General features: G+C 48.6%; 24 protein-coding genes. 18 read left to right on the top strand and 6 right to left on the bottom strand.

Features of this window, described 5'->3' with window-relative positions:
• The first annotated feature begins 33 nt into the window (after window positions 1-33).
• From GUA98_RS25450 to GUA98_RS25430, 6 genes are all read left to right on the top strand, one after another.
• Window positions 34-138, top strand: coding sequence for a sporulation protein YjcZ (locus tag GUA98_RS25450; protein ID WP_192262833.1), 105 nt, complete (start codon window positions 34-36; stop codon window positions 136-138).
• A gap of 50 nt (window positions 139-188) precedes the next feature.
• Window positions 189-293, top strand: coding sequence for a YjcZ family sporulation protein (locus GUA98_RS29820; protein WP_212677023.1), 105 nt, complete (start codon window positions 189-191; stop codon window positions 291-293).
• Between the two features lie 233 nt (window positions 294-526).
• A complete protein-coding gene (locus tag GUA98_RS29815; protein ID WP_227780120.1) occupies window positions 527-850 on the top strand; it encodes a hypothetical protein in 324 nt (107 codons plus the stop codon).
• Window positions 851-1373: 523 nt separating this feature from the next.
• Window positions 1374-1970, top strand: coding sequence for an RNA polymerase sigma factor (locus GUA98_RS25440; RefSeq protein ID WP_095291804.1), 597 nt, complete (start codon window positions 1374-1376; stop codon window positions 1968-1970).
• Window positions 1967-2950 carry an anti-sigma factor gene (locus GUA98_RS25435; RefSeq protein ID WP_193724828.1) on the top strand — a complete coding sequence of 328 codons (984 nt, stop codon included), beginning with the start codon at window positions 1967-1969 and terminating at the stop codon, window positions 2948-2950. The genes GUA98_RS25440 and GUA98_RS25435 overlap by 4 nt, the downstream gene beginning before the upstream one ends.
• 232 nt (window positions 2951-3182) lie before the next feature.
• Window positions 3183-4706, top strand: a complete 1524-nt coding sequence (locus GUA98_RS25430) for an HD domain-containing phosphohydrolase (protein ID WP_193724791.1) — start codon at window positions 3183-3185, stop codon at window positions 4704-4706.
• On the opposite strand, the gene GUA98_RS25425 is transcribed toward GUA98_RS25430, so the two are convergent.
• A complete protein-coding gene (locus tag GUA98_RS25425) occupies window positions 4699-5352 on the bottom strand; it encodes a phosphatase PAP2 family protein (protein WP_153976746.1) in 654 nt (217 codons plus the stop codon). The genes GUA98_RS25430 and GUA98_RS25425 overlap by 8 nt on opposite strands.
• A gap of 232 nt (window positions 5353-5584) precedes the next feature.
• On the opposite strand from GUA98_RS25425, the gene GUA98_RS25420 reads away from it, so the two are divergent.
• The 4 genes from GUA98_RS25420 to GUA98_RS25405 all read left to right on the top strand — a co-directional run bounded on the left by GUA98_RS25420 (window position 5585) and on the right by GUA98_RS25405 (window position 9519).
• Window positions 5585-7000: a sensor histidine kinase gene (locus GUA98_RS25420; protein WP_193724790.1), complete on the top strand. Its 1416-nt coding sequence runs from the start codon at window positions 5585-5587 to the stop codon at window positions 6998-7000.
• Between the two features lie 91 nt (window positions 7001-7091).
• Window positions 7092-8366, top strand: coding sequence for an MFS transporter (locus tag GUA98_RS25415; protein ID WP_193724789.1), 1275 nt, complete (start codon window positions 7092-7094; stop codon window positions 8364-8366).
• Window positions 8367-8391: 25 nt separating this feature from the next.
• Entirely contained in the window at window positions 8392-9072 is a 681-nt protein-coding gene (locus tag GUA98_RS25410) for an oxidoreductase (RefSeq protein ID WP_193724788.1), read from the top strand.
• A gap of 72 nt (window positions 9073-9144) precedes the next feature.
• Window positions 9145-9519, top strand: a complete 375-nt coding sequence (locus tag GUA98_RS25405) for a RidA family protein (RefSeq protein WP_193724787.1) — start codon at window positions 9145-9147, stop codon at window positions 9517-9519.
• Window positions 9520-9622: 103 nt separating this feature from the next.
• On the opposite strand, the gene GUA98_RS25400 is transcribed toward GUA98_RS25405, so the two are convergent.
• Window positions 9623-10381 (bottom strand): tryptophan-rich sensory protein, encoded by a 759-nt coding sequence (locus GUA98_RS25400; RefSeq protein ID WP_193724786.1) that lies wholly within the window; start codon window positions 10379-10381, stop codon window positions 9623-9625.
• Between the two features lie 226 nt (window positions 10382-10607).
• On the opposite strand from GUA98_RS25400, the gene GUA98_RS25395 reads away from it, so the two are divergent.
• Complete coding sequence (locus GUA98_RS25395; RefSeq protein WP_193724827.1) at window positions 10608-11555, top strand: arsenic resistance protein; 948 nt, start codon at window positions 10608-10610, stop codon at window positions 11553-11555.
• A gap of 9 nt (window positions 11556-11564) precedes the next feature.
• Here the strand turns inward: GUA98_RS25395 and GUA98_RS25390 are convergent, their stop codons facing one another.
• From GUA98_RS25390 to GUA98_RS25380, 3 genes are read right to left on the bottom strand one after another with little or no spacing between them, the layout of a single operon-like run.
• Window positions 11565-12050 carry an AAA family ATPase gene (locus GUA98_RS25390; RefSeq protein WP_227780119.1) on the bottom strand — a complete coding sequence of 162 codons (486 nt, stop codon included), beginning with the start codon at window positions 12048-12050 and terminating at the stop codon, window positions 11565-11567.
• A gap of 4 nt (window positions 12051-12054) precedes the next feature.
• A complete protein-coding gene (locus GUA98_RS25385; protein WP_193724785.1) occupies window positions 12055-13689 on the bottom strand; it encodes a response regulator in 1635 nt (544 codons plus the stop codon).
• 5 nt (window positions 13690-13694) lie between these two features.
• Window positions 13695-15524, bottom strand: a complete 1830-nt coding sequence (locus tag GUA98_RS25380) for a sensor histidine kinase (RefSeq protein ID WP_193724784.1) — start codon at window positions 15522-15524, stop codon at window positions 13695-13697.
• A 143-nt stretch (window positions 15525-15667) separates the two neighbouring features.
• On the opposite strand from GUA98_RS25380, the gene GUA98_RS25375 reads away from it, so the two are divergent.
• From GUA98_RS25375 to GUA98_RS25350, 6 genes are all read left to right on the top strand, one after another.
• On the top strand, window positions 15668-16549 hold the full coding sequence (locus GUA98_RS25375; RefSeq protein WP_095291842.1) for a carbohydrate ABC transporter permease: 882 nt from the start codon (window positions 15668-15670) through the stop codon (window positions 16547-16549).
• Window positions 16550-17386: a carbohydrate ABC transporter permease gene (locus GUA98_RS25370; RefSeq protein ID WP_153976754.1), complete on the top strand. Its 837-nt coding sequence runs from the start codon at window positions 16550-16552 to the stop codon at window positions 17384-17386.
• A 313-nt stretch (window positions 17387-17699) separates the two neighbouring features.
• Window positions 17700-19001: an ABC transporter substrate-binding protein gene (locus tag GUA98_RS25365; protein WP_153976755.1), complete on the top strand. Its 1302-nt coding sequence runs from the start codon at window positions 17700-17702 to the stop codon at window positions 18999-19001.
• A 406-nt stretch (window positions 19002-19407) separates the two neighbouring features.
• Window positions 19408-20028 carry a TetR/AcrR family transcriptional regulator gene (locus GUA98_RS25360; RefSeq protein ID WP_193724783.1) on the top strand — a complete coding sequence of 207 codons (621 nt, stop codon included), beginning with the start codon at window positions 19408-19410 and terminating at the stop codon, window positions 20026-20028.
• 60 nt (window positions 20029-20088) lie between these two features.
• Window positions 20089-22056, top strand: a complete 1968-nt coding sequence (locus tag GUA98_RS25355) for an alpha/beta fold hydrolase (protein ID WP_193724782.1) — start codon at window positions 20089-20091, stop codon at window positions 22054-22056.
• A gap of 123 nt (window positions 22057-22179) precedes the next feature.
• Window positions 22180-23127, top strand: a complete 948-nt coding sequence (locus GUA98_RS25350) for an aminopeptidase (protein ID WP_153976758.1) — start codon at window positions 22180-22182, stop codon at window positions 23125-23127.
• Between the two features lie 347 nt (window positions 23128-23474).
• Here GUA98_RS25350 and GUA98_RS25345 read toward each other — a convergent pair whose 3' ends face one another.
• Complete coding sequence (locus GUA98_RS25345) at window positions 23475-25454, bottom strand: methyl-accepting chemotaxis protein (protein ID WP_153976759.1); 1980 nt, start codon at window positions 25452-25454, stop codon at window positions 23475-23477.
• Between the two features lie 297 nt (window positions 25455-25751).
• Between GUA98_RS25345 and GUA98_RS25340 the strand changes: the two genes are divergently transcribed.
• Window positions 25752-26195 carry a chemotaxis protein CheW gene (locus GUA98_RS25340; RefSeq protein WP_193724781.1) on the top strand — a complete coding sequence of 148 codons (444 nt, stop codon included), beginning with the start codon at window positions 25752-25754 and terminating at the stop codon, window positions 26193-26195.
• Window positions 26196-26273: the final 78 nt, after the last annotated feature.

The raw sequence follows: 26273 nt of genomic DNA, 5'->3' as shown, positions 1-26273 counted from the left end.
TGAACTGTACCTCAAATCAAAGGAGGGTTTTACATGAGTGGAGTTGTAGGTGGATACGGCGGAGCATGGACATCGACTGGTGCCATTTTGGTTCTCTTCATCCTGTTGGTCATCATCACTAAATCTTTCTGGGTATAATAGCATTTATTAGCCCCACACACGAATTCTCTGGTAAAGGGGGGTTCTCCATGAGCGAAGTCGGAGGCGTAGGATACGGCGGCTGGACATCGACTGGAGCCATCTTGGTTCTGTTCATTCTCCTCGTCATCATCACTAAATCTTTCTGGGTGTAATATAGCGAACTCTGCCGGTCACCCGGCAGGGTTTTTTTGGGCTGTGGACAAGCTGGACGGGTGGCTGGGATAGAAGAAGCATACAGAAATCAGATGAAAAAAACACAGGTAAATTCCACGCCAGTCCAAGGCGAAAAGTGCCCATTTTATGCAAATGAGGGCCATAGCCCGGTCCAGCCGTAGGCAAAATACATAGCTTAGGGGTGTAGGCAAATGCTAAGGAGGAATGAACAATGAGCGAAGTTAAACTGAATTCACCGAACGGACAGGGACACGTATACGGACATATGGGAGGTTATGAAAACATGCAGGGTTACCCATACACAGGTCACGAAATGTACGGTTACGGCTGCGGAACAATGCCGCATGGATACGGATATGGATACGGGTACGGGTACGGACACCATGCGAACCAGGCTCCAATCGTGCACGGTTATGGTTACAGCAAAGGCTGTGGAACTTCTTATGGTCACGGTGGGGGAAGCTGGGGATCCATGGGTACCATTTTGGTGCTGTTCATCCTGCTGGTCATTATCTCCAAAACCATGTTCATCTAAGTAAGAACTTTTCGACAAAGATCGGATAATTAAATTTAAATAATATGTAATCAGACATGGAAAAGCACCCGGAACCCAATTCCGGGTGCTTGGTTTGTGTATGTTTTCAATCTTCTCAAGAATAAGTGACTTCCAAAACAACAAAAGCCCTACCTCTCTTTTGTCCTTGCGGCTCCGATGACCGCGCCAGTGTGAATGGGAAAATCTTGTGAAACTCTGTTATACCGGGTTAATGTGATTCAGGTTCTTCAATCTCCATAGGTTGGTTGTACATATTCGCTGCGGTCGCAGCATGAAGAAAATATTCCGGGGTTAAAAGAAGATAGAAAATCAGTTGAGGTTTAATTCCAACTTTAAGAGTATACCACAGTCTGTAATTTTTTGCAAGATAAAGGAAGGATGGAGTGTTTCGCGAGGAGAAAATCATGAAAAGTTTTCAGATTTTTTCTTCCATAAGGTAATCCTCTTCAAATGTTTTTTCGTAGGTTATAATGTTGAGGGAGATCAAGAAAGGGGCCCTCGCATGACTGAATCAATGGAGGACAGCAGGTTAATGCAACAGATCGCAGAGAGGGATGCATCTGCACTGGAGCTTTTATATGACCGCTATGAGCGGGCAGTGTATTCGTTTGCCTATCGGATCGTAGGTGATCCCATGACGGCAGAAGAAACGGTACAGGAACTGTTCCTGCGAGTCTGGAATAACGCAGAACGATACGAGGCCTCCCAGGGGAAGCTAACCACATGGATGTTTGCCATCACACGGAACATTGCAGTGGATATGCTGAGGCGCAAATCGAAAGGTGCCGCGACTACGGCGGTAGAGAACGAATCTCTGGCAGCGTATGCCGATGAACAAACCAATACAGAACAAGAAGTGGAACGGAAGTGGGAAGGGACCCGAATCAGGGAAGCCTTATCCCAATTGAATCGCGATCAACAGCAAGTTATTGAATCCATATATTACGGGGGATTAACGCAGCAGGAAGTATCCAGCCGATTCGGGATACCGCTGGGTACGGTCAAGAGCCGGGTCAGGCTGGCAATGAAGCAGCTTCAGAAGCTGCTAGCCGATGCTGAATTGCAGCCAGACGCGGGAAGGGAGGGCATACATCCATGATAGAACGACATGAAAAGTGGTCTGATCTGGCACCGATGTATGTGCTGGGCGGACTGGAAGCCGAGGAAGTGGAAGCATTTGAGGCACACATGGCTACATGCGAAGCATGCCGCCAGGAAGTGAAGGAATTGCAGGAAGTAGCCGGCTTCCTGCCACACGCGGCGGAACCCGTTGCCCCGCCGCCGGGCATGCGAGCACGTGTGCTGGGCAACGTGCTCGGCAGCACGCAGGAGAGCGCCGAGGCGAAGCTGGCGGCTGCTCCTGCGGAGCCTGAAGCACCCGAGGTGCTTCAGGCAACCCCGGCGCCGCAGCACACAGATGCGGCGCAGCCCGGGCCAGGTATGCCGCCGAACACGGCTGTGCCTGCAGCCCGGGCAGAAGAGGCTGCACAGGCACAGCCGTGGCAGCCGCAAGGGCGCGCGCGTGCACGCAGCAGCCGCGCCTGGCGTGCAGCCAGCGCCGGCCTTGCTGCGGCGGCGCTGGTGCTCGGCATCTACGCTGCGCAGCTGCAGAGCCGAATCGATGCACTCACGCAGCAAGCGGCCGGCTCAACAGCTGCACAGGAGCAGCTCGCACAGGCACAGGCGCAGAATGAAAAGCTGCAGCAGCAGCTTGCGGCTGTGCAGGAGCCATCGCGCTCCGTGCGCATGGGCGAAGCCGTGAAGCTTAGCCCTGCAGCACAGGACATCGTGGCGAATGGACTGGCGACCATCGTCATTGATGATAAGGGTACACATCTGGTTGTGCAGGCAGAGAACCTGCCTGATCTGGAAGGGAACGAAGCATTCCAGGTCTGGCTGATCAAGGGAGATAAGCCTCAGAATGCCGGAACGTTCCTAAGCCATGATGGCATGGGTGCCGTGTACTATACTTTGGATTCAGTGAATGACTATGACACAGTTGCCATTACTCTGGAACCGGACGCGATGGGTGACCAGCCTCGGGGGACGATGATTCTGGCTGCCAAGATTGAAGGATAGATAGAACAAGTGATGATACGAGGCTGTTTCCTGCGGGAAACAGTCTTTTTTTGGCTTGGAGCAAGACTACAGATGGGGATATGCACATAGTGTAATATGCCGGAGATGAATGATTGTGAAGATCATTAATTTTTTGGTGCAGATTAACCGATAAAAAATAAAGGCAATACCCTGAATCTCCCCCTTACATTAATCGGGAGAACTGGTTGCACATAGAGAGTGAGGGGTTTGGGTGGAGATATACCGTTCATTTATCTTTCGTCTGGTGCGCAATTATCTGGTAGGCTCACTCGGAGCCGTGTTTGTTGTCGGTACTGTGGTGATGGTCTCTACCCTGCAAATACCAAATATTGAATTTGCACGTTTGATTCTGGTTGTGTTCATTTCCCTTTTGTTTATGCTTGCTGCTGAAGGGATTGCCTTACGGATTCAGCTTAGACCGATTAGGCAATTTTTCGCTGAGGAGCATCACGAGCGGGCTGAATTGAGCAGGATGTATGAGGTGATCCACCATTTCCCTGTAAGAACCATTTACCGTATCATGGGACCGCATTTACTGGGATTTTCATTGCCGGCTGCAGGATTAACTCTATGGATGCTTACAGTAGGGTGGTTGGACTTCCCAACAAACTATGTTGCTGTGGCAGCGGCTTGTGCCATTCTGATTGCCATCATGCATGCGTTAATTGAATATTTCCTGACGGTTCGGGCGATTAGACCGCTTCTGATGGAAGCCCGCCGCCGAGGTAAACAGCAATATGGCACCGAGCCGTCATTGGGAGGACGTGTACTCGTATCCATTCAGCGGAAATTTCAGCTGAGCACGACCCTCATTGGACTATTTCCGCTATTTCTGTTTTTCCTGGCTACATTTATCAGGCTTCAGTATATGGATCAGGAGTTTGCGAAAGAGTATATCCTGTGGGGAATCATCGTTGTTGTGCTTGGGTCTGGCTTTGCCTTGGTAGGCAGCTGGCTGCTGATTCGGGATGTCCGTGATCCTGTCGCAGAATTAACAAAAGAGATGAATCGAATCCAGGAAGGGGATCTGGGCAGAAGAGCGCCTGACCTCTATGCAGATGAATTTTCGGCTCTTATTTCCGGGTTTAATATGATGATTAATCGGCTGGAGATGAGGCAGGAACGTAACCGGCAGCTGCTGCAGAGCTATTTTTCCACGCTGGCTGCTGCACTGGATGCGAGGGATAAGTATACGGCAGGACATTCCATGCGGGTGGCTGAGTATTCACTCATGATCGGCAAATTGAGTGGTATGAGTGAGGAGCAAGCCGATTTGCTGTACAAATCCGCGCTTCTTCATGATATTGGTAAAATCGGAGTGCCAGATGAGGTTTTGCTTAAGGACGGGAAACTGAGTGAGGAAGAATTCGCCATTATTCAGACCCACCCGGTACTGGGCGAGAGCATTTTATTACAGATCGAACCGATGGATGCAATGGCTGATTTTTTGCCGGGTGTGCGCTCTCACCATGAACGTTACGATGGAAAAGGGTATCCAGATGGCAAAGCTGGCCTCGACATTCCGCTCTTTGGGCGGATTATTGCCGTTGCGGATGCCTTTGATGCCATGACCTCGGATCGTCCATATCGAAACGGCATGAGTCATGAGAAAGCGCTATCTATTCTGGAAGAAGGAAAAGGGACCCAATGGGACCCTTATTTTGCAGGCTTGTTTATAGAAGAGTGGAGAAGGAAAGAGCATCTCCATGGTTCGTCGGAGCGAGGGGTCAGTTGATCCCCTCGGTCCACTTCGAATCTTTCCGGCGCCGCCGGTGTAAGGACAGCCCGGTGATAATGGTGAAGATGCACTCACCAAGGACAATTGCACCCAGAGCATCATAGATCACATGCTGCTTAATCAGCAGGGTGGAGAGCACAATCAGCGCTGCGCCAGCGGCTACCAGCAGTTTGACATAACGCCGAATACTCGGTACCGAGAGCACCGCTCGCATAACGAGATAGGAATGAAGTGCATGAATGCTCGGGAAGCAATTATAAGGGCGATCCTGGCTATAGAGCCATCCCAGGACGGATGCACCTAGACCTGTACCTGTAATTTCTGGTCTGGGAACACTGGTCTGAAAGTTGAAATAAATGAGATAACAGATCCAGACACAGATGTTCATGGACAGCAGTACGCGATAATAGGTAAGTCTGTCTTTGGCACAGAGATACGCCAATACACCGAACACAAACGGGTACCAGCCCAGATAAGGAAGGGACATTCCGGGTACGAAAGGAATGAGCCGATCGATCGGTGAGTTGAGCACGGCGAATCCGCGCTCAGGGCTGTTAAGAACATCATATAACAGTCCCATGACAGCCAGAGAAAGCATCAAGCTTAATGACAGCCAGTAGGATTTGCTTTTTAACGTTTGCACTACAACGTTTCTCCTTTCAATCCATTTCGTCAAGGAAGTGGATCACAGCGATAAATTAAACAACACTATATTCTACTATGTTTCGAGCACAAATTGAATCCGGATTTGTGTATTTTTGTGTATTTTTTTGATGTGCCAGGAATGTCGAAGGCTGTATGGGCATGATATGATAGAAATACATACGGACAAATGGTGTGTCTACGAACAAAATCGGGGCAACAGGAGTGAGTGAATGCAATTTTCTAAGATGTTCGTATTAAATATGGGGATGCTCATCACTATAGCCTATCTGGCTAGTGTGTTCTATAAATACATTGTGATACGTACATCCTCCAGATTTAAACAATGGAGCTCCGTACTGGTTCTTATTTTTGCGGGTTGGATTAGTACGGTATTTGGCTTTCAGTTAAGCGATGAAGTGGTTTTTGACCTCCGGTTTGTTCCATTAATCATTGCTGTTCTGACCTTCAGGCAGTCCTATAGTTTAATTATTATCGGTGTTGGAATCGGCTTGAGCCGATTGACCTTTGGTATTAATGAAGCTACGCTCGCGGCTCTGGGTATCATGACCATCCTTGGAGTGGTATGTGCTGGGTTAAATATATGGATGAGACGCAGTGATTACAGACTCATTATCAAGGGTGTGCTGGTTATTGTCATCGTCAATGTCGTCAACAGCATCAATATTGCCCTGCTTGGCGTCGTTCCTCCAACGTATTTTTTCTCCAATATTATGCCCTACACGCTTCCTACCGGTATTTTACTTAGTCTTATTTTTGCTTTTATCCTGCGGGACTTCCAGAATGAACAGAATCGGATTTTGCTTATTCAAAGTACCAACCGCTTATTGTCTGTGCAGAAGGAAGAGCTGCAGAGGGCCAAAATTGTACTGGAAGAGCGAGCCAAGCAGTTGACGCTGGCTTCGCAGTACAAGTCCGAATTTCTCGCCAACATGTCGCATGAACTGCGCACACCCCTCAACAGTGTGATTAACTTTGCACAGATGATTAGTGAAAACAGCGATACGATGGACCCGGAGGATATTGCTCGGTTTGCAGCGATGATCGACCAATCCGGCCAGGAGTTACTTACGTTGATTAACGATATTCTGGATTTGTCAAAAGTGGAGGCTGGGCGCCTGGATATCGTATATGAGGATATTAGTGTGTCGCAGCTCGTTGAAGATGTAATGAGTCACTTCCAGTTGGTGGCTGAGAAAAAAGGAATTCAGCTGCTGATGGAGAAATCTCCAGACGCACCGGAGACCATGTGGTCTGACCCACAGCGTGTGCAGCAAATTCTGCGTAATCTGATGTCCAACGCCATCAAGTTTACGCATAAGGGAGCCGTACAATTGACGGTAAGCACCGAACAAGTGGACGAGCCTGAACGTTCGGGAAAATGGCTGGTTTTCTCGGTCAAAGACACCGGAATCGGCATTCCTGCAGATAAGCACCATTCCATTTTTGAAGCTTTCCAACAAGCCGATGGATCGATCAGCCGCAAATTTGGCGGCACAGGACTTGGCCTGTCCATCAGCCGGGATTTGGCGCGTTTGCTGGACGGTTCAATTCAGCTTGAAAGTGTTGAAGGCGAGGGAAGTACCTTCCGGCTTTACCTTCCCTTAAACCATGAAAAAATGAGTTGACAACCATCTTGCTGTGAGTAGAATTTGTGGTGATAACTAGCATCGACCGGTCGTCACAGCCCGGTCTAAGGAGTGTATCCCCATACAGAAGATGGTCAAGGTTAACCCTCCCTCGTTTGCAGGCAAACGTCGCAAGGGTTCGACACAACGTATCAACTTATCGATCGCAACATGGGAGGGTGTACCGGCAATTATATTGCAAACATTGCTGGGTGGACCATTCTTAACGGGATTTCTGCTGTACCTTGGGGCCGGGTCAAGACACATCGGTTTTGTACTCGCCATCACCACGTTTGTGAATATCGCCCAGATTGGGGCAGCCTTCTGGATGCAGCGTATTCGCAGCCGGAAACGCATGCTGCTGTTATTCGTTGGGTTACATCGCATCTTGTGGAGCGCTACCGGACTAATTCCCTTCCTCTTCCCCAAAGAGTGGTGGGTAGGCGTTTATATTGGAATGTACACGGTTGCATTCATAGCCAATACCATCGGGGGCATGATCTGGACCTCTCTGATTGGGGACATCGTACATGCCAAAGTGAGGGGACGTTATTTCGGCATTCGGAATACAATCCTGAATGCACTTGGAAGCGTATGCTTGTTTGTGGGGGGTATCGTTTTGGACCGTTTCCCGGGCGAGACGGGCTTCCTGATTCTGTTTATTCCGGTATGGATCTGTGCGATAGCGAATATCTTTATCTATTTCTTTTATCCGGATGTTCCTTTTGAACGTTCGACCGAGACGGTTTTCTGGCGGATGCTGAAGAAGCCATTTCAGGATCGGTCTTTTCTGAAGGCTGCCCTATTTCTGGCGGTTTGGTTATGGATTCAGACTCTGATCGTTCCGCTGTATTCGTATGTAATGCTGGACTTGCTTAACATTAATTATCAGATGGTTTCTCTCATTACGGTGGTACAGACCATCGTCATGATGGCCGGATTCTATATTTGGGGTAATCTGAACGCACGATTCAGCAACAAAACCTTATTATTTTGGACTTTGCCAATCATCGCATTCTCTTGTCTGTCCTGGGGTTTGATGTCATTTATGCCTGTTTTGATCGCGCTCTTTTTGTCTCATATCTTTCTTGGTATCGGGGTCGGAGGATTTAACCAGCTGGCCTTCAACTTCACGATCGGAGATACACCCAAAAGTGAAAGACCGATGTTCGTCGCTGTTTACTCAGCCTTAACAGGGGTAACGTCGTTCCTAGGACCGCTGATCGGCGGTTGGTTGTATGAGAAAATGGAAGAATGGCCGGAGGCGCTAACCTGGATGGCTACCTATGGGTTTCAGGTAGGTATTGGTGTTACCATGCTGATTCTTGCTTTTACACTGGGACGCCGGGTACTTCTGAGATCGTAATCACAGATGAAATGGAGGGATGAGTATGGAAACTAGCGGGCGAAAGGCACTTGTGATCGGGGCCACAGGTCTGGTGGGCAGCCTGCTCGTACATCGCTTGCTTCGGCAACCGGAATATGGATTAGTTCGTATTCTGGTCAGGAAGCGACTGGACCTTGATCATCCCAAGCTAGAACAGTATGTGGTGGATTGGGATCAACTGGGAGACGCCAGGAATTTGTTTTACCCTATGGATGACTTATACTGCTGTCTGGGAACGACGATCAAAAAAGCAGGCAGTCAGGAACAATTTCGCAAGGTCGATCTTCACTATCCGATAGAGGCGGCCAAACTTGCGCATGAACAAGGGGTGTCCCAGATGCTGGTGATTTCCTCCATGGGGGCGAATGCGGGCTCGCGAGTGTTTTATAGTCGAACCAAAGGGGAGATGGAGGAAGCTCTATCCTCGGTTGGTTTCCGATCTCTGCATATCTTTAGACCCTCTCTGATTCTGGGTGACCGCGGAGAAAAGCGTGTTGGAGAACAGCTTGCCGCACGCCTGATGACGTTCATGGATCGCTGGATGAAGGGGAAAGCTGCCAAGTACCGGGCAATACATGCTTCAACCATCGCCAGGGCTATGATTAATATTGCGCTTGTCAGAGCCAAAGGCAACCATGTCTACTCCAATGAAGTGATTCATGCACTTGGAACAGAGAATTTCTGAGATGTTTCTTGGCAGGAGAGGATCATGGTATAATAAGCTTCAAAACTTGAGAACATGAAGGAGAACCAGCCCATGAAAAAACCAATTTCTACAGATCAGGCTCCAGGTGCGATCGGTCCATATAGCCAGGCTGTTGCTTCAGGCGATTTCGTCTACACATCCGGTCAGCTTGGCCTGAATCCCCAAACGGGAGAGTTCGGCGCAGATGTTCAGGAACAGACCCGCTTGTCCTTAAGTAATGTAAAAGCAATATTGGAAGCGGCAGGCACAAGCATGGATAAAGTCGTAAAAACGACTGTATTCCTGAAAGACATGAATGATTTTGTTCCTGTGAATGAGGTATACAGCACATTTTTCGAACAGCCTTACCCGGCACGCAGTGCAGTGGAAGTAGCTCGTTTGCCGAAGGATGCTCTTGTGGAGATCGAAGTTATCGCCCTGAAATAGAACAGGAGCCTTTTCCGAGGGTTAGAATACATAAAAAGCCGATTCCGAATGAGTTGACCGGAATCGGCTTTTTTCAACGACGTTTACAATGGACTCTTTTCACTTAATCACGGTCTTGGTTACGGGCAAAGAAGAGATATACGGCATAGATCGCAAGCAAGATTGCAAGGATAATCGCCGTATAATAAACGGAGGAAACGTCTTTCTGCTTAAGTGCGATGGCAATGTATGCCCACGTAAATACAAGCGGGTAGATGCTGTCCCGATAAGGGAAGCTCACGACTACAGCCAGCACAAGACCTACAATCAGCATGATGATCGTCCAGGTAGGTTCGCTGATACCGAAACCGTCCCAGCCAATTTTGTATAATAAAACAGCTGCATTAATAATGGTCGCCACGCTGACCCATCCAAGATAGATGCTGAATGGCAGTTTAACCAGCCAAATCTCCGCTGTTGTTGGGAGGGTGATGGCACGCGTTTTGAGATACAGCATGATCAGGCACAAGAGAAGCAGTACAATAATAAGCAGGGCGAGGCCTGTCTGAAGATTTTGAAAAGCGAAGATCCAAGCTACGTTAAAGACGCAGCTTGCCAGAAACCAGTAACCAAGCCGGGTGATGGAATCCCTTTTCCACGATGAAGGAAGAAACTGATAAACTACGAAGCCAGCAAGCAAAAGATAGATCAATCCCCAGATGGAGAAGGCGTACCCTGAAGGTGTAAGCAGCACGGGATACATATCGGATACTTCCTTGTTGGTCCTCCCGCCGATGGGTAGAGAATTCGACAGGTAGTTTACAACAATAACTGCGATAAAGCCAATCGCATTTAACCATTTGTACGGATTGTTACGAGACATTGTACATCCTCCTTGGTTTACAAAAGAATAAATGAACCGCGGGTCAGTCTACAATGAATATACCCAATTCTTCCACATTCTAATAAGAGGCCGCAAAAAATTCACAGGATGCATGATGGATGACCTATATTTGCTGCTCCCTGATCCATGCACTGTCCAATGTACGCGTAATGAAAGAAGAATATGCCCCAAATAAGGAGGATGAAGTGTGCTTACAAGAGAAACCATGGAGAAGCAGCAAACCTGGTTCTATATCGTTGCACTGCTTGTTGGTGCAGCCATTGGCCTGGGAAACGCTGAATGGGGATCGGCTTTGCATCACACAGTTTCACCCGTGCTGGCCATTTTGCTGTACAGCATGTTTACACAGATTCCTTTTTTGCAGTTGAAACAATCGTTATCCAATCTTAGGTTTATCGGTGCTGTTCTAACAGCCAATTTTGTCGTTGTACCTGTGATCGTATCGCTGCTGACGTGGATATTCCCACAATCGCCTGCGGTTCTCATCGGCGTGTACCTGGTGCTGCTAACCCCATGTATCGATTATGTCATTGTTTTTACCCAGCTTGGACGTGGGAATGAAAAGCTTATGCTGGCTGTAACGCCAATCTTGTTCGTGGTGCAAATGATATTACTGCCATTGTATTTGTGGTTACTGACCGGGGAAGAGGTAGCCCAGCTGATGAAAGTGGGGCCGTTCATAGAGGCATTCCTGGTTCTTATTGTTATACCATTAATCCTGGCAATCCTTACTCAAGTGTGGTCGAGGGGGAGAGCGGTTGGGGAAAAGCTGATGGATGCAGCTGCCTGGCTGCCAGTTCCGATGATGGCACTGGCGTTAATTGTGGTGGTTGCGTCGCAGATTGGCAAGGTGTACTCAGACTTTGCAATGGTCGTGAATGCCATACCTGTATATGTATCTTTTTTAATATTGATGCCATTTCTGTCCCGCTTGGTGGCCATTCTGTTCCGATTGGACATCGGTGCCGGACGTGCGCTGATCTTCAGCTCGGCGACCCGGAATTCACTCGTCGTGCTGCCGCTGGCGCTTGCACTCCCGGAAGAATGGGCTACAATAGCTGCTGCGGCCATCGTAACCCAAACCATTGTCGAATTAGCGGGAGAGTTAATCTACATCCGTTTGGTGCCCTCATTTTTCATAAGAGATAGATGAGATAATCATTTAGGTGATGCTTCGCTTACAAGGTGAGGCAGCTATACGTTCAAGCTCTTCGGTCACTTCCTCAATGGATTTGCGCGTGTCGATCTCAAACGTAGATCCGGCACGCAGCAGTGGCTCTACCGTATGCACATAATGAATGATCTCTTCTCGTTCAGCCATGGTCTTCCCGTAAGGATTATTCTCACGGGAAGATATTCGTTCCAAGATAACTTCAAGTGGTGCACTTAATAAGACAACTGCATCAAACAGGGGGTAAAATTTGCCCTGGTTAGAAACGGTACCTGAAATAAATAGCGCTCCTTCGTTATGCCCTGTAAGAAGTGCCGTGATCCGTTCTTCGTTCCATAACCAACCCGTGCTATGTGTGTGCTCGCTCCATTCCCCATAATCGGTGTCCACTACACGATACCCTTTTCTGGCCAGTTCGGCCAAAGCTGTTGACTTTCCCGTACCTGACATTCCTGTAATCAAAATCAGCCTTTTCATTTTGCTAGGTATTCGCCTCCGTTAACGTTTTACGATATTCTCCGGGGGTTAAGCCTTCCATCTTTTTAAACACTTTGCTGAAGTACTTCTCGTCCTGGTATCCCACCATTTCTGAAATTTTTACGATTCGTAGTGAAGGATTCTGGAGGAGCAGTTTGGCATTGTTGATTCGCAGTCTCCCCAGATATTCGGACCAGTTCAAACCGAACTGCTGTTTGAATTTGCGAGATATATACTCTCGGCTGAGATAGAACCGTGCAGCGATCTGCTGCAGGGACAGATCCTCTTGATAATGGGCATCGGTGTAGCGCGCAATATCGGTCATCGGATCAGAAAGGGTATTAGGTTGAAAAGTAAGAGCTTTTCCCGCTGCCAGCAGTCGCTGTTCCAGCAGTGACCGAAGCAGAGGCAAGGACAGCAGCCCTTCGGAGTCCAGTGGTAATTCCGCAAAGGGGATAGACTGTTCCTCCACTGCATCCTCATCGCTTGCCGGCGGAGAGTCTGCCGCATCATCAAGCCAATGCCCAAGGATCCATTCCAGCTCTTCCATCCACTGATGAACCTGTTCGGCGGAGATGATCTGAAGCTGCGTTATGGGCTCGATCCACTCTGCCACAGCAGTGGCTACACTGGAAGCACGCCCACTCATCGAGGCAAGCCGCATGGATTCTTCATAAGTATTTAAACGTAACCCTTTACTATTCCCTGAAGAAGTCTCCAGAGAATCATGGAATCTTTGAGCGTTCTGGAGCGTATTGCGCCTCCATAACCGGAGGCTTGCTTCCTGATAGGCAGCTGCGATTCCGGAAGGATAGGATTCGCAAGCGGAGACACCAAAGTGAAGCCGGCGCTGGATGGTTTGCTGCAATCCATCGTTTATCTTCTCAAGCAAGGGGCGAAGAGCAGTACAGCTTCCCCAGTGCAATATGACGATCTCATCAGGCTGATCCAAGTGGCGGAATGCTACGCCTTCCTCAGGTGTGGATGACATCTCTGCGCAAATATTCAGAACGGAGAATACAAGCAGATCGGGACGACTGCGGTATTTGGCCAGACATTCTGCGTCCAGATGGGACAGGCTGGTGACAGCAATATTGCAATTTCCAGCCTTCACAGGAAGATTCAGTTCATCCCGCAGCCGCTGAATCTGAGCTTGACCATTGCCGCGTCCAGCCACAAGCTCTGTCAGCAGCCTGTCATGATAGTGGGGTCGCATGCGGTTAACCACAATGGACTGGCGTGCTGCCTGCATACGGGCGGACTCTTCTTCCTGCCAGGCGCTCACGGCTTTGGATAGGGAAGCATTCAGCTCATCGGCTTCCACGGGCTTGAGCAGATAATCCATGCCCCCGTAGCGAATCGCATGCCGGACAAGCTCAAAATCGTCATACCCACTGATAACCAGTACCTTGCTCTGCGGAGCGTGAATCGATATCCATTCCAGCAGGGCCATGCCATCCTGACCGGGCATGCGCATGTCACTAAGAACAATCTCCGGTTGGTGGGCAGAGATCGCTGCTGCCGCTTCATGGCCGTCTGCGGCTTCTAGGAGGGTATCTATCCCCAGGTTATCCCAATGCCCAAGCAGCCGGATCGCGTCTCGGACGTGCTTTTCATCATCAACAATAAGTGCTTTCATGCTGTTCACTCCCCCGCGTAAATGTTGAGCTTAATCTTGACACCGTTTGGTTCCAGGTTGCTGATCTCCAGCGTAGCCGTATGCTCCGGCGGTGAGTTTAGTTGGAGCCTGCGCATCACATTCCGTAGGCCGATGGATTCCGATAGGTCGGAATCCTGAGCGGCAAGTCCGGAAGAGGTGTGAATCAGACTTAGCCATCCCTGAATCTCGGACAACTTCTCGTCTGGTATGGGAGGTCCGTTATTCTCCAGTTGAATTTCAATCCAGTGGTCAGATGTCCTGCGACTGCTTATGCGAATGAATCCTTTACCCGGCTGAACATCCGCACCATGCTTGAAATAATTCTCAATCAATGGCTGCAGGGTCATTCTCGGCAGCTCGGTGCGTAACGTATCTTCGGCAAAATCAAGCTGTACCTCAAGGCGGTCGCCAAACCGCTCCTGTTGAAGCTCCAGATACAACCTTGCATGCTCGGCTTCCTCTCGCAAGGTGACACGAGTTTGGTCCCGCATGCTGTAGCGCAGCATTTTGGAGAGGGAAGAGAGGAGCACGTACACCCGCTGCCCTTGATGCTGGAGGGCGAGTGTGCCTATGGATTGCAGCGTATTGTATAGAAAATGTGGATGGATCTGCGCCTGCAATGCTTTGAGCTGGTTGGTTTTGTTGGCAATCTCCAGTCGGTATTCTCGCAAAATCAGATTGTTCACCGTATCCATCATATCCCGGAAATGACGTGCCAGTACTCCAATCTCATCCTGGCTCTTAAGCCGAATGTCCACATGCAGACGTCCCGCCTGAATCTGATTCATGTACCGCATTAATTGCTTGAGTGGTCCAGTAATGCGGATCGAGATGAACAGGGTAGCCACGATAACGAGTAGAAGCGCAGCAATGGCAATCATGGCATTATTCCATGTCAGGGTGGTAGCCCTGGCATATAGCGTCTCATTCGGAATTTGTTTGATGATGGTCCAGTCGGCAAAGGTGCTGCCCATTTGTTGATAGACATACATGGAATGCTCTTGTTCAAAATGTCCTGCTGCGGTGCTGCCTGTTCCCGTTCCGGTCCGTGCTGCATCCAGCTCCCTGGATGCTTCCTGCCTTAATTGATCTGTTCCACTGATCTCAGAACGACCTTGGTATATGATCTGGTTCTGACCATCCACGACATAGATTTGTTCCTTCTCCGGATCGTACAGCCTGCTGCAGATGGCCGCAATGGTATTCATGTTCAGGTCTATAGCGAGCACCCCCAGACGTTCTGTCGATGGAACATCCTTGATTACACGATGTAATGTAATTACTGTTCGTGCAGGATCATCGGCGGAAGCTGCCTTAAAGCCGTAAGTATGACTCATATGTGCCGATTCTACCCATATATCGGGGCTCTCACCACCTGTTTTTCCATGGAGGGCGTCGGAATAGGCCTGTTTGCGTTCCTCCCGCTTTGGAAAAGGGCTCATAATTAAGGTGGATTGATTGGCGGCAAACGAGTGCAAATAGAGCTGGAATACATCCGGTACAGCTGAACGAATGGTCTGCAGCGTTGTATACACCTCGGCTACAGCGCGATAATCCCCAGGGATTTTTGCCAGATTACGTAGAAAATTAGGGTCACTGTATACCGCAAGTGATGCTCGGGCCACATTATCCACATAGTTGTTGAGGTTGGTGGATGCCTGATAGATGAGACGTTTGTTCTCGGCAACGGCCTGCTCGCGCAGGGCTGTTTTGGTCTGAATGAATGTCATGCTGATGGAAGCCAGCAGGGGAAGTGTGGTGGCTATGAGCATGAAAGCGATTAACTTGGTGCGAATGCTGTAGTATTTTGACATTGGGACACCCCTTCTGGCTGCAGGATAAGAGAGGACAATATTTTACACCCAACTGTTCACGAGGGTCAGTGTTTCCAACCGGAATATTGGGGTTTAATAGAAAAAGAGACCAATTCCATCCATCTATAGAAGGGGAGAACGATATGAAGCATCGCAAATCTTCGCAGCTGTTACAGCAGCTGGTGTTCGTGGGTCCCTCCATCGTGTTCTTTATTCTCATCATCGTGGTCCCTTTCCTGCTGGGAATGTATTACTCCTTTACAGATTGGAACGGGGTGTCAGAGAATATCAATTGGGTAGGGTTCGACAACTTTATTCATATTTTTGCGAATGATCCCAAGTTCCAAACAGCGTTCTGGTTCACGGTACGTTTTACGGTGGTCGGTGTAGTATTAACCAATATCATCGGTTTTTTCCTGGCGTACTTCCTGACCAAACCGCTTAAGACGAGAAACATTCTACGCACGATCTTTTTTATGCCTAACGTGATCGGTGGACTGTTGCTCGGCTTTATCTGGCAGTTCATATTTGTGAAAGGGTTTTCAGCAGTTGGTGACGTAACCGGCTGGTCCTTCTTCAACCTCCCTTGGCTGGGAGACGAGCCGACCGCCTTCTGGGGAATCGTCATTGTATTTGTCTGGCAGACCGCAGGCTATCTGATGGTCATCTACATCTCGTCCCTGACCAATGTGTCGCCGGATCTGCTGGAAGCTGCTGAAATTGATGGAGCAAGCCGCTGGCAGGTACTGCGGAGCATCATTCTACCGCTCATTATGCCTGGGGTAACGATCTGTCTCTTCCTGGCGATCTCCTGGTCATTCAAAATGTTTGATCTCAATCTGTCACTGACCAAAGGTGGACCGTTTGGATCAACGGAGTCCGTTGCACTCAACATTTACAACGAGGCATTCGTGAATAACCGTTACGGCATTGGTACGGCAAAAGCACTCATTTTCTTCGTAATCGTTGCGATCATTACAATGATTCAAGTCCGTCTGACGAAGAGCAAGGAGGTAGAGGCATAGATGGAAACGACGAAAAACTACCGCTTCAGTACGATCATAACCGAGATCATCATGGTACTGATTGGACTGCTGTTCCTGGTTCCGTTCTACTTCCTGTTTGTCAATTCGGTCAAAACATTCGGTGACCTGCTTACCAATTCGGCAGCATGGCCTGAAGTCTTTCAATGGGGCAACTATGCAAACGCCTGGGAGAAAATCAAATTCCCTTCGGCACTGATGAACTCGCTTATCGTTACAGTGATCAGCAACCTGCTGCTTGTACTGATCAGCTCCATGGCTGCATACCGGATGGTCCGCAGTGATACCCGCTTCAACCGGATTCTGTTCGGCATGTTCATTGCCGCCATGGTGATTCCGTTCCAGTCTATCATGATTCCGCTCGTTACGGTAACCAGTAATCTTGGGCTGATCGACAGTCTGGGTGGTTTAATCATCTGTTATCTCGGATTTGGTGCACCCATGTCGGTGTTCCTGTTCCACGGGTTCGTTAAATCGGTCCCGGTTGAGATTGAAGAAGCCGCCCGGGTGGATGGCAGCTCCGTATACGGGGTATTCTTCCGGATTGTATTCCCGCTGATGAAGCCGATGTATGTCACGGTTATTATCCTGAACACACTCTGGATCTGGAATGACTATCTGCTTCCGTCCCTAATCTTGCAAAGCTCTAACCTGCGTACGATCCCGATTGCGACCTTTGCGCTATTCGGTCAATATACGAAGCAATGGGATCTGGCACTGCCTGCCCTGGTGCTGGGCATCATGCCAATCATTATCTTCTTCCTGCTGATGCAGAAGTACATTATTCAAGGCATTACCGCTGGATCAGTTAAGGGGTAGGTGCGAGAGTAGGTCGCTCCGGGATCATGTAGCGCCTTCGATCGCTGTTGCTCCCCGGTGGCCAGGATGAATTGAGACAAGGAAGCCACCGGGTATCAAAGGCGAACGCTTCGCTTCTCCGTCGCATCATGCTCCCTCCGCTCCACCTCGCATGGAGGTGGAGCGGAGGAGAAGGCGCCCGCATGGCTTGGGCACCTTCTCGGAGGCAAGCGTAAGTAAGAAAAGCTAGAAAGACAAGGGTCGAGAAGAGAAGATTATGAAATGAAGAGTAAGGAAGCTGCCAAACAGAAACTACTATAGGGAGAGTGTATGTATGAAAAGAATGACAAAGTTGACGTTGCTCATGCTGATTGCTTTTTCGGTAATGCTCGCAGGTTGTGGCAACGGGGACAAAAGCGGCAGTCCGGTCAATACGGATGCTCAAACGGGCGGAGGAGACGCTGCCGCAGGGGACAAAACCATCAAAATCTTTCAATTCAAAGTCGAAATTGCGGAAGCGCTTAACCGCCTTAAGGCAGAGTATGAATCCTCGCATCCAGGCATCAAGCTGGACATTCAGACAGTTGGTGGCGGCAGTGACTACGGTGCAGCACTGAAAGCCAAGTTTGCTGCAGGCGAACAACCGGACATTTTCAACGTGGGCGGATACCGCGAATTGGACACTTGGCTTGAGTATCTGGAAGACCTGTCAGGTGAAGCTTGGACAAAGGACGTGCTTGAAGTAGCCAAAGAGCCAATGACCAAAGACGGTAAACTCTATGGACAGCCGCTGGCACTGGAAGGATACGGATTCATTTATAACAAAGACCTTTTTGAAAAGGCAGGCATTACTGAAATTCCAACAACATTGGAACAGTTGGATCAGGCAGCTCAGAAACTTCAGGCAGCCGGCATTACACCATTTTCGAACGGATATCAGGAGTGGTGGGTGCTTGGCAATCATAACGTAAACGTTGCATTTGCGAATCAGGCAGATCCGGTAAAATTCATTCAAGGCCTTAACGAAGGTACAGAGAAAATCCCGGGCAACCAAGTGTTCACAGACTGGATGAACCTGCTCGATTTAACGCTGAAATACAGCAACAAAAACCCGCTTACTACCGACTACAATACACAGGTAACCCTGTTTGCAAGCGGGGAAGCAGCGATGATGCAGCAAGGGAACTGGACTCAAGTGCAGATTGATGGAATCAATCCCGACCTGAATCTCGGTATGCTGCCAATGCCAATTACGAATGAACCGAATGACAAATTGTTTGTAGGCGTACCTAACTATTGGGTTGTAAACAAAAACTCGCAAGTGAAGCCGGAAGCGAAGGAATTCCTGGAATGGCTCGTAACATCCGATATCGGGAAACAGTACATGACCAAAGAGTTCAAATTTATCCCGGCGTTCAGCTCCATTCAGGCCTCGGAAGAGGATCTGGGCGATCTGGCAACAGAGATTATGAAGTACAGTCAGGAAAACAAAACGTTAAGCTGGAACTTCAACCGCTTCCCGGAAGGTGTTCCACAGGAATACGGCAGCACCATCCAGGCATATGTGGCAGGCAAATCGGATAAAGCCGGATTGCTTGATGCCCTGCAGCAAAACTGGGATAGTCTGAAAAAGTAAAAATCCCAGAATGACGTTTATACGTAAGTGCAGATAAGAGATGGACCAGTATCACTAAATGTTATCCACAGAAAACAATATCCACAGGCCATCTAATCCTGTTCGACAATCCATTACCATGACTCATTCAATAGGTCAGCCAGAATATCGTTCTGGTTGGCCTATTTTTTATTTTGAGAACCATTCGGAAAGGATAACATGGCTATCTATCTTTCGAATTGTGGATAACAACAATGATTACCATACGTTAAACTAAAACTCTTACCCAGCACTGAATACTATATGTGGATATCCTTTGTGCATAAGTGTCTACATATGGATGAGACCTGTGTATAAGTCATAGCTCGTGTCCTATTCTGCAAAAAGAAATTTGCAATGAATTAGTTAGTACTATATAGTTCTAAATATGACAAATCAAAGATCAAGTTCAGGTTCTGCCAAACCGAGAAGTGCCAATCCGGTCAACCGGACCAAGGCGGTCGAAGTGGCAGCGCAGTTATTTTTGCGTCAGGGATACAGCTATGTCAGCATGGATGAAGTTGTGCGGGCGAGCGGGGTGTCCAAGTCCAATATTTATTATCATTTTAAAAATAAGGAGGAACTGCTTCAGGCAGTGGTACAATACTGGATCGCCCAGTATGAGTCACAAGTATATATATTGCTCAGTCAGCGGGAAAGAAGCGTGGAAGAGCGCGTTAACTCGTTTATAGCCACGTTATCGGCAGGCATTGAAGGGCGCAATTTTGAAGGGAGCTGTCCTTTTATAACGCTCTATATGCAGACACCCGCTAGTGCGCCCGACGTGAAGGCCAGTATCTCCCGATTCTTCCGGGAATTGCAGCCGATGATCGAGAAGCTGTTTCAGCAGGGCGTGGACAGTGGAGAATTCCGTGAAGGCATGGATGCAGGGGCGGTTTCTTCGCTGTTTGTCGCCGCACTGGAAGGATCTCTGGTTCTGTCTGAGACCGCGCGGGATACCGGGATTATAGAACAATCCGTACGTACATTTTGTCAGATGCTTCGTTAAACGAAGCTCTTTTTTTGGATTTCACTAGTACTATGTAGTTCTAATTAGGAGGAGAGAATAATGAACGTAAATTCTACATACTTAAAAACAATGGACCAGATGCATACCCATAAGGTGGACTCAGGGGCAGCATCCATTATTTTTATGACAGGCAGCACCGGATTTATCGGCAAGGAGGCAGTGAAGCAGCTAATCGATGAAAATCTGGAATTGCTGCTGCTTGTCCGTTCAGAATCCAAAGCCAGGCAAGGCCTGACTTCATACGGAATATCGGATTTCAGCAGAATTACGTTTGTACAAGGAGACTTATCGGTGGAGGGACTCGGTCTTAGTGCAGAAGATCGCAGGCGCGTGCTGGAAGCCGACGTCATTATTCATGCAGGAGGAACGATGGATGTTACCCTGGGGCGCAAAGTGGCGGAACAGATATTCATGAATGGAGCGCGAGAGGTTGCCGGGCTAGCTGAAGAGATTCAGCAGACTAAAGGTCTGAGACATTTCATTCACGTCGTTGGATTCATGAGTCCCTATGGCTTGCGTGATGAGAAAGGTGAAGATATACCCACTGGCAAGGTGGCCCCGAATGAAAGTGCATATGAAGAAATGAAGTTCCACGCCGATCTGTATCTCCGTGAGCATGCTGTAAAAAATCAATATCCACTTTCTGTTGTAAACCCAAGCACAGTCGTTGGACCGCGCCCCACAGGTGAGACCGAGCAAACAGGCGGTATCGGGCTGCTCATCCAGGCGATGCAAAAAAGACTTATGCCTGTTGTACCTGGAGGTTCGTCTTATTGGTTACCGTTAGTGGAGAATGATGTGGTTGGGCGGACTCTGGTCTTCCTGACCAAAGAGGCGTTCCCAACAGGCGGGACCTATCCACTTCTGGCACGCAAGGAAACCAGTCCCAATATGAAGGAACTTCTTCATCTTCTTGCGAAGCAGCTGGACGTACCGAAGCCCAAATGGGCTGTACCCTTATCCTGGATGCAATTCGCAATGAGATCAGGAGGGGCGCGGATCAGCGGTGTCCCTGCGGAATCGGTTTCCTTTATTACAGACAGAATATGGCATGTGGAAGAGACGGAAGATTTATTTAAACGCATGGGTCAAACATGGCCCGACATCCGGGAGCAACTTCCGTTCGTTACGGCGGATCTGGATTATCGACTGAGCCTTCAACCTTACGAAAATCTCTCTTCCGGTTGGAACCGAACCCGGATAGGAAACCTGGCAGCGCTTGGCTGGGAGGGTGAAGGTGAACCGTGGCTTATCGTGCATGGCATGCTGAATTGTGCGGATGAAATGCTTCCTATGGGCGAAGAGCTCCATCAGCTGACTGGAAATCCGGTTTGGATCGTCGACCTGGCAGGGTTCGGACGTTCGGCTGTACATCAAGGGGAGGAGGCCTTTGACGGTCAGGTGGATGAGTTGGTTACGGCCATTGGCAGGTTTGAAGGTCCGATGAAGCTTGTTGGTCATTCCATAGGTGCTGCGATTGCATCCGCGGCGTTGCAGCGCAGCGGACGAACGGATATCCGTCTTGGCTTGCTTCAGCCCGTTGCTCACAATACGAATCCAAACATGCTGCGATGGATTTCCCGCTTGCCAAGAGGAATAGTGCGTACCCTCCTCAACCGAAGGTCGGAAAAAAGCTGGCGGCACATGTTAAACACACATAGCACTGAATCAGAAGGAAGCATTGCGGCACCTGAACTGGCAGGAAGAATTAGGTCCAGTTTGCAGTCCCCCAGAATAGCGGTAGCACATGCCGACTTGCTACGATGGATTTACTCCGGCAAAATAAAAGGAAGCACCTTCACTTCTGGGGGGAGCATGTGGAATCGGGCAGACATTGCCAATAGTACATTGGTGGTATGGGCTGGCGAAGATACGGACTATCACTACCCTGAGGAGTTGAATCCACAGTGTAAACGAATCGACGTCCCTTATGGACACTACTTTCCGGTCTTTCAATACCAGGAAACGGCAGCAATTCTCGTCAAATGGGCGGATCCGAAACATTGATTTCAACTTCTAGTCCGAAGTGAGAATGTGCAGGATTCCCCTACAGACTGCCAGATTGCCAAAGGCTTCATTCAAGCGTCTAGACTATAAAGGGTTTTACCAATGACAGGAGAGATTAGTGAAATGAATCAGCAGCGTGTGGAAATCAGTAAAAATGTATTAATCGAATGCTTGGGACTGCGTGAGGGAGAGAATCTCGTGGTTGTGGCAGACGATGCCAAAAGGGAACTTGCAGAATCCATTTATGAAGCGGGGAAAGCACTTGGAGCGGAATCCGTGCTGATGATTATGGCGGAACGCAGCAGATCCGGGGAAGAACCGCCCGCACCAATTGCACAAGCCATGATCCAAGCCGATGTAGCCGTATGTGTGACAAGATACTCCTTAACCCATACACAGGCCCGGAAACAGGCCGCTGCATCAGGTACACGTGTCGCCACCATGCCCGGCATGACAGAGGATATGTTCATGAATGGTGCCATTACAGCCGAATATCCACAGGTGAAGGCACTGACCGAGAAGGTTACGGCTTTATTAACTGAGGGCAGCCAGGTACGGATTGAAAAGGAAGGGCACAGTCTGTCTTTCTCCATCAAGGATCGAAGCGGAGTACCCAGCACAGGGATGTATTTGAACCCTGGTGAATCGGGCAATTTGCCTTCAGGGGAGGCCTACATTGCACCGGTTGAAGGAATAGGTGAAGGCAGCATTATCGTAGATGGATCTGTTGCGGGAATTGGAGCACTCCGTGAACCGATGACTTTGAAGGTGGAAGAAGGCCGGTTGGTTTCGGCGGAGGGTCCGGATGGACAACAGCTGCTGACGATGCTGGGCGAGGGGGATGGCCGTTATCTCGGTGAATTTGGTATTGGCACCAACAATAAGGCGCGAATTACGGGAGTCGTTCTGGAAGATGAGAAGGTGTATGGAACGATCCACGTTGCCTTTGGCAGTAACAACACCTTCGGAGGCACGATTGCGGCAGGCGTGCATATCGATGCAGTAGTGCAGAAGCCGGATGTCTATATTGATGACAAGTTGATTATGAGACAAGGCGAACTGGTTAATTAATTGGATAAAGACTTCTACAATCCACAGTGTGTCCACAAAAAGGGATAAATGAAATCAGTGTTTAAGGTTTTACGTGAGATTTACAAACAAGTACACAACATGTCCACATCAAATTGTTGTATATCCACATCCTTATGCCTGTTTATCCACAAACTGTGTGCAATATGTGCACAACTTATCCACATATAGGGTATAACTTGATCTTTTTCATGTTAATTTCACGCTCTTTAACCAAAATGGATAGTTATCCACAGTGTCTCGTGCAAAAAAGACCAGAGATTTGGCATATAGCCAATCTCTGGTCTTTTTGATGTAGTTTACATTTGTTAGCTTACTTTATATCGAGCTTATTTATCTTCCGTATTGAAACGACTGACTTCACGCAGCAATCGATCTGCATGATCGGATAACGCCTTGGCTGCTTCCGAGATATTACTGATCGACAGGGATTGTTCCATTGTGGAAGATGCGGCTTCTTCGGTAGAAGCAGCACTCTCCTCAGCGACAGCGGCGAGCCCTGTAATCACGTCAGATACTTGGGCAGCACCTGTTTTGATCTCATTCATACCCGAAGTAATCGAGCTGATTTTGTGTATGATTTCATCTACGGACCCACGAATCAGATCAAAGGAAGCTGATGTTTCTGCCATGGAATCCGATTGAGCCGAGCTATTCAGGCGGAACTGCTCCAGTTCGGCTGCGCTTTGCTGGCCTGCTGCATTCAGGTCGTTCAATAGCTGGTCGATCTCAGCAACGGAGTGGGAAGATTGTTCGGCAAGCTTACGCACTTCCCCTGCAACAACGGCGAATCCTCTGCCATGTTCTCCTGCACGTGCAGCTTCAATGGATGCATTCAGAGCAAGCAGATTGGTCTGTGCTGCAATGTTCTGAATACTGCCTGTAATGGCGGATATTTCACCAATTTTGCTAAGCAGCAGCTCATTGGATGTTTCGACCCGACTGGTGGATTCCTGTCCTGCCTGGGATAGATCTGACTGACGAGCGATTGCACTTTGGCCGCTCTCCATCGCGTGATTAACGTCCAATATCGTTTCGGAAGCCTGCCGGGCTTCGTCTGTTATCTGATCAATGATTCCGTTAATTCCGGACACCATTTCTGCTCCGGCTTGAATCGATTCAGCTTGTTCTCCTGCACCGTTGGCAATCTCCTCGATTACTGTCGAGATCTGCCCGGCAATTTCGTTACTGCCGGAAGCATCTTTGAACATGGTTTGGGAAGAGGCCTGAACCTGCTGTGCCGATTGATCGACCTGTCCGATCAAACTGCGTAGTGAAGCAGACATTTCATTAAATGACGAACCCAGTTGTGCGATTTCGTCTTTTCCCTTCACGGCAACTTGCACGGTAAGATCTCCGGCTGCCAGCTGCTTGGCACTGTTTTTCATGGCAAGCAGGGGCTTGATCGTTTTTAAAGCAAAGAAATAAGCGAGAGCTGCCAAGATCAAAGTGAATACAACGATAAAGGCCAGATACAACGTTCTTGTCTTCGTAAACTCAGCCAGGGCAGCTGCCTTGGAAATGGATGTGGCAACAATCCAATTGGTATTCGGAATTTTCTCATAATAGATTAATTGGCGATCATTATTGTAGGTATATTCGGATAATCCGCTTGGCTCCTTAAGCATCGTGCCCACAATATCGGTATAGTCACTTTGATCCGCAAGTGGGGTATTTAGCAACTCCTGATTGGGGTGGGAGAGCACTACACCGGCCTGGTCCAGCAAAAAGGTGAATCCGTTCTCCGTCTGAATGGAGTTAATCTCATCCTTGATGGAATCCAGTGCAATATTTTCAGCGATTGCACCTTGGAAATTCCCGTCTGCATCATGGAGAGGCACCCCAATGAATATGGACTGTACACCGGCTTTGGTCACGTAAGCATCACTGTATGTAAGCTCGTTAGAAGCTTTGGTTTGCACGTACCAGGGACGTTCGCGAGCGTCGAAAGTTGCATCGGGAATAAAGCCTGCTCCATCCATATAGGTTCCGTCCTCAAGGCCGAAATAGATGGTGGCGATATCCTTTTTATTGGAAGGCAGTTGGAAAGCCTGCAGATGATCCATTCCGATCTCATTCAAGGGAACTGTATCTTCAATAACCTTCCCAAGTGTCTCTATCACTTTAGCTTGGGCAATGGCCCATCCGTTAACTTCAGCTGCAGCATATTGAACTGTGCTCTGCAGTTGGTTATCCACAGACTCCGTAGCTTGTTTTTCAATGACGAGAAGGGCGATGTAACTTAGCGGGGCTGCAAGCAAAATACAAATGGCGGTGACGATGACAATGACTTTGGCTTTAAGCGTCATGTTATTCCTCTTTTCTTAAGTAAGGTTGTTGTTACAGCAGATAGTTTCAAAAAGAACTTATAAGGGTATATCGACATTTTTCGAGTTTTTATAGAGTTTTTATAGGAAAATTGAACTATATAATAGAAAGTCATATTTCTTCAGTTGAATGACCTTTCCGTGAAATCTCCAACCCTTGTGTCGGGGGATTCAGAAAGAATGAAGCAGCTTGTTAAATTAAGTGAAGCTCTAAATATTTCGTGGAAAATAGCCGATACACCAAGTAACCTTTAAAAGTGAGAGGGTATGGGGACAACTATGAATGAGGAAGCTCAAGTTCAATACATTAATTTTACGGTTCGAGATCAGTTTTTCGCGCTTCGCATTGAGGAAGTACATGAAATTATCAGGATGATTCCCGTGACCACTGTTCCATTCGGCAGTCCGGAGATCAGAGGCTTTGGGTCTTTGTATGGCAAGGTGGTTTCCGTTGTTAGTCTGCGGGTTCTGCTGGGCATGCCCGATAAAGATGACGATGCTTCTACACGTATTATTGTCGTGCCGTATAAAGGAGGGTATGTGCCTCTAATTGTGGACACGGTGGATTCTGTGGTGACCTACGATCGGTTTGAAGAACCTGCAGAAGAGCATAAGCGTTTCATGACAGGTGTATTCAAAGAGATTGGACATGCCCCGGATCATACGGCGGGAATTTTGAACCTGGAAGTCATGCTGGGCCTGCTGACAAGCTTAGGTGAATAAATCGTTTGGTGTCATTTTAGCAGCAGGTGAAGACCTGCACACAATCTTAATGTTCCTAATCCCATCCAGGGGAGAAGG

Origin of the sequence: Paenibacillus sp. P13VS, assembly GCF_015143645.1 — a bacterium.
Classification (GTDB): domain Bacteria; phylum Bacillota; class Bacilli; order Paenibacillales; family Paenibacillaceae; genus Paenibacillus; species Paenibacillus xylanilyticus_A.
This window is presented reverse-complemented; position numbering and strand designations above follow the sequence as displayed.

Bases quoted from the DNA above. Each gene is read 5' to 3' on its own strand.
- GUA98_RS25380 (WP_193724784.1), bottom strand. From the start codon at position 15,524: ATGTCAAAATACTACAGCATTCGCACCAAGTTAATCGCTTTCATGCTC.
- GUA98_RS25345 (WP_153976759.1), bottom strand. From the start codon at position 25,454: ATGACGCTTAAAGCCAAAGTCATTGTCATCGTCACCGCCATTTGTATT.
- GUA98_RS25395 (WP_193724827.1), top strand. From the start codon at position 10,608: ATGGAGAAGCAGCAAACCTGGTTCTATATCGTTGCACTGCTTGTTGGT.
- GUA98_RS25410 (WP_193724788.1), top strand. From the start codon at position 8,392: ATGGAAACTAGCGGGCGAAAGGCACTTGTGATCGGGGCCACAGGTCTG.
- GUA98_RS29815 (WP_227780120.1), top strand. From the start codon at position 527: ATGAGCGAAGTTAAACTGAATTCACCGAACGGACAGGGACACGTATAC.
- GUA98_RS25355 (WP_193724782.1), top strand. From the start codon at position 20,089: ATGAACGTAAATTCTACATACTTAAAAACAATGGACCAGATGCATACC.
- GUA98_RS25385 (WP_193724785.1), bottom strand. From the start codon at position 13,689: ATGAAAGCACTTATTGTTGATGATGAAAAGCACGTCCGAGACGCGATC.
- GUA98_RS25390 (WP_227780119.1), bottom strand. From the start codon at position 12,050: ATGAAAAGGCTGATTTTGATTACAGGAATGTCAGGTACGGGAAAGTCA.
- GUA98_RS25340 (WP_193724781.1), top strand. From the start codon at position 25,752: ATGAATGAGGAAGCTCAAGTTCAATACATTAATTTTACGGTTCGAGAT.
- GUA98_RS25350 (WP_153976758.1), top strand. From the start codon at position 22,180: ATGAATCAGCAGCGTGTGGAAATCAGTAAAAATGTATTAATCGAATGC.
- GUA98_RS25400 (WP_193724786.1), bottom strand. From the start codon at position 10,381: ATGTCTCGTAACAATCCGTACAAATGGTTAAATGCGATTGGCTTTATC.
- GUA98_RS25435 (WP_193724828.1), top strand. From the start codon at position 1,967: ATGATAGAACGACATGAAAAGTGGTCTGATCTGGCACCGATGTATGTG.
- GUA98_RS25440 (WP_095291804.1), top strand. From the start codon at position 1,374: ATGACTGAATCAATGGAGGACAGCAGGTTAATGCAACAGATCGCAGAG.
- GUA98_RS25450 (WP_192262833.1), top strand. From the start codon at position 34: ATGAGTGGAGTTGTAGGTGGATACGGCGGAGCATGGACATCGACTGGT.
- GUA98_RS25415 (WP_193724789.1), top strand. From the start codon at position 7,092: ATGGTCAAGGTTAACCCTCCCTCGTTTGCAGGCAAACGTCGCAAGGGT.
- GUA98_RS25360 (WP_193724783.1), top strand. From the start codon at position 19,408: ATGACAAATCAAAGATCAAGTTCAGGTTCTGCCAAACCGAGAAGTGCC.
- GUA98_RS25375 (WP_095291842.1), top strand. From the start codon at position 15,668: ATGAAGCATCGCAAATCTTCGCAGCTGTTACAGCAGCTGGTGTTCGTG.
- GUA98_RS29820 (WP_212677023.1), top strand. From the start codon at position 189: ATGAGCGAAGTCGGAGGCGTAGGATACGGCGGCTGGACATCGACTGGA.
- GUA98_RS25370 (WP_153976754.1), top strand. From the start codon at position 16,550: ATGGAAACGACGAAAAACTACCGCTTCAGTACGATCATAACCGAGATC.
- GUA98_RS25405 (WP_193724787.1), top strand. From the start codon at position 9,145: ATGAAAAAACCAATTTCTACAGATCAGGCTCCAGGTGCGATCGGTCCA.
- GUA98_RS25365 (WP_153976755.1), top strand. From the start codon at position 17,700: ATGAAAAGAATGACAAAGTTGACGTTGCTCATGCTGATTGCTTTTTCG.
- GUA98_RS25420 (WP_193724790.1), top strand. From the start codon at position 5,585: ATGCAATTTTCTAAGATGTTCGTATTAAATATGGGGATGCTCATCACT.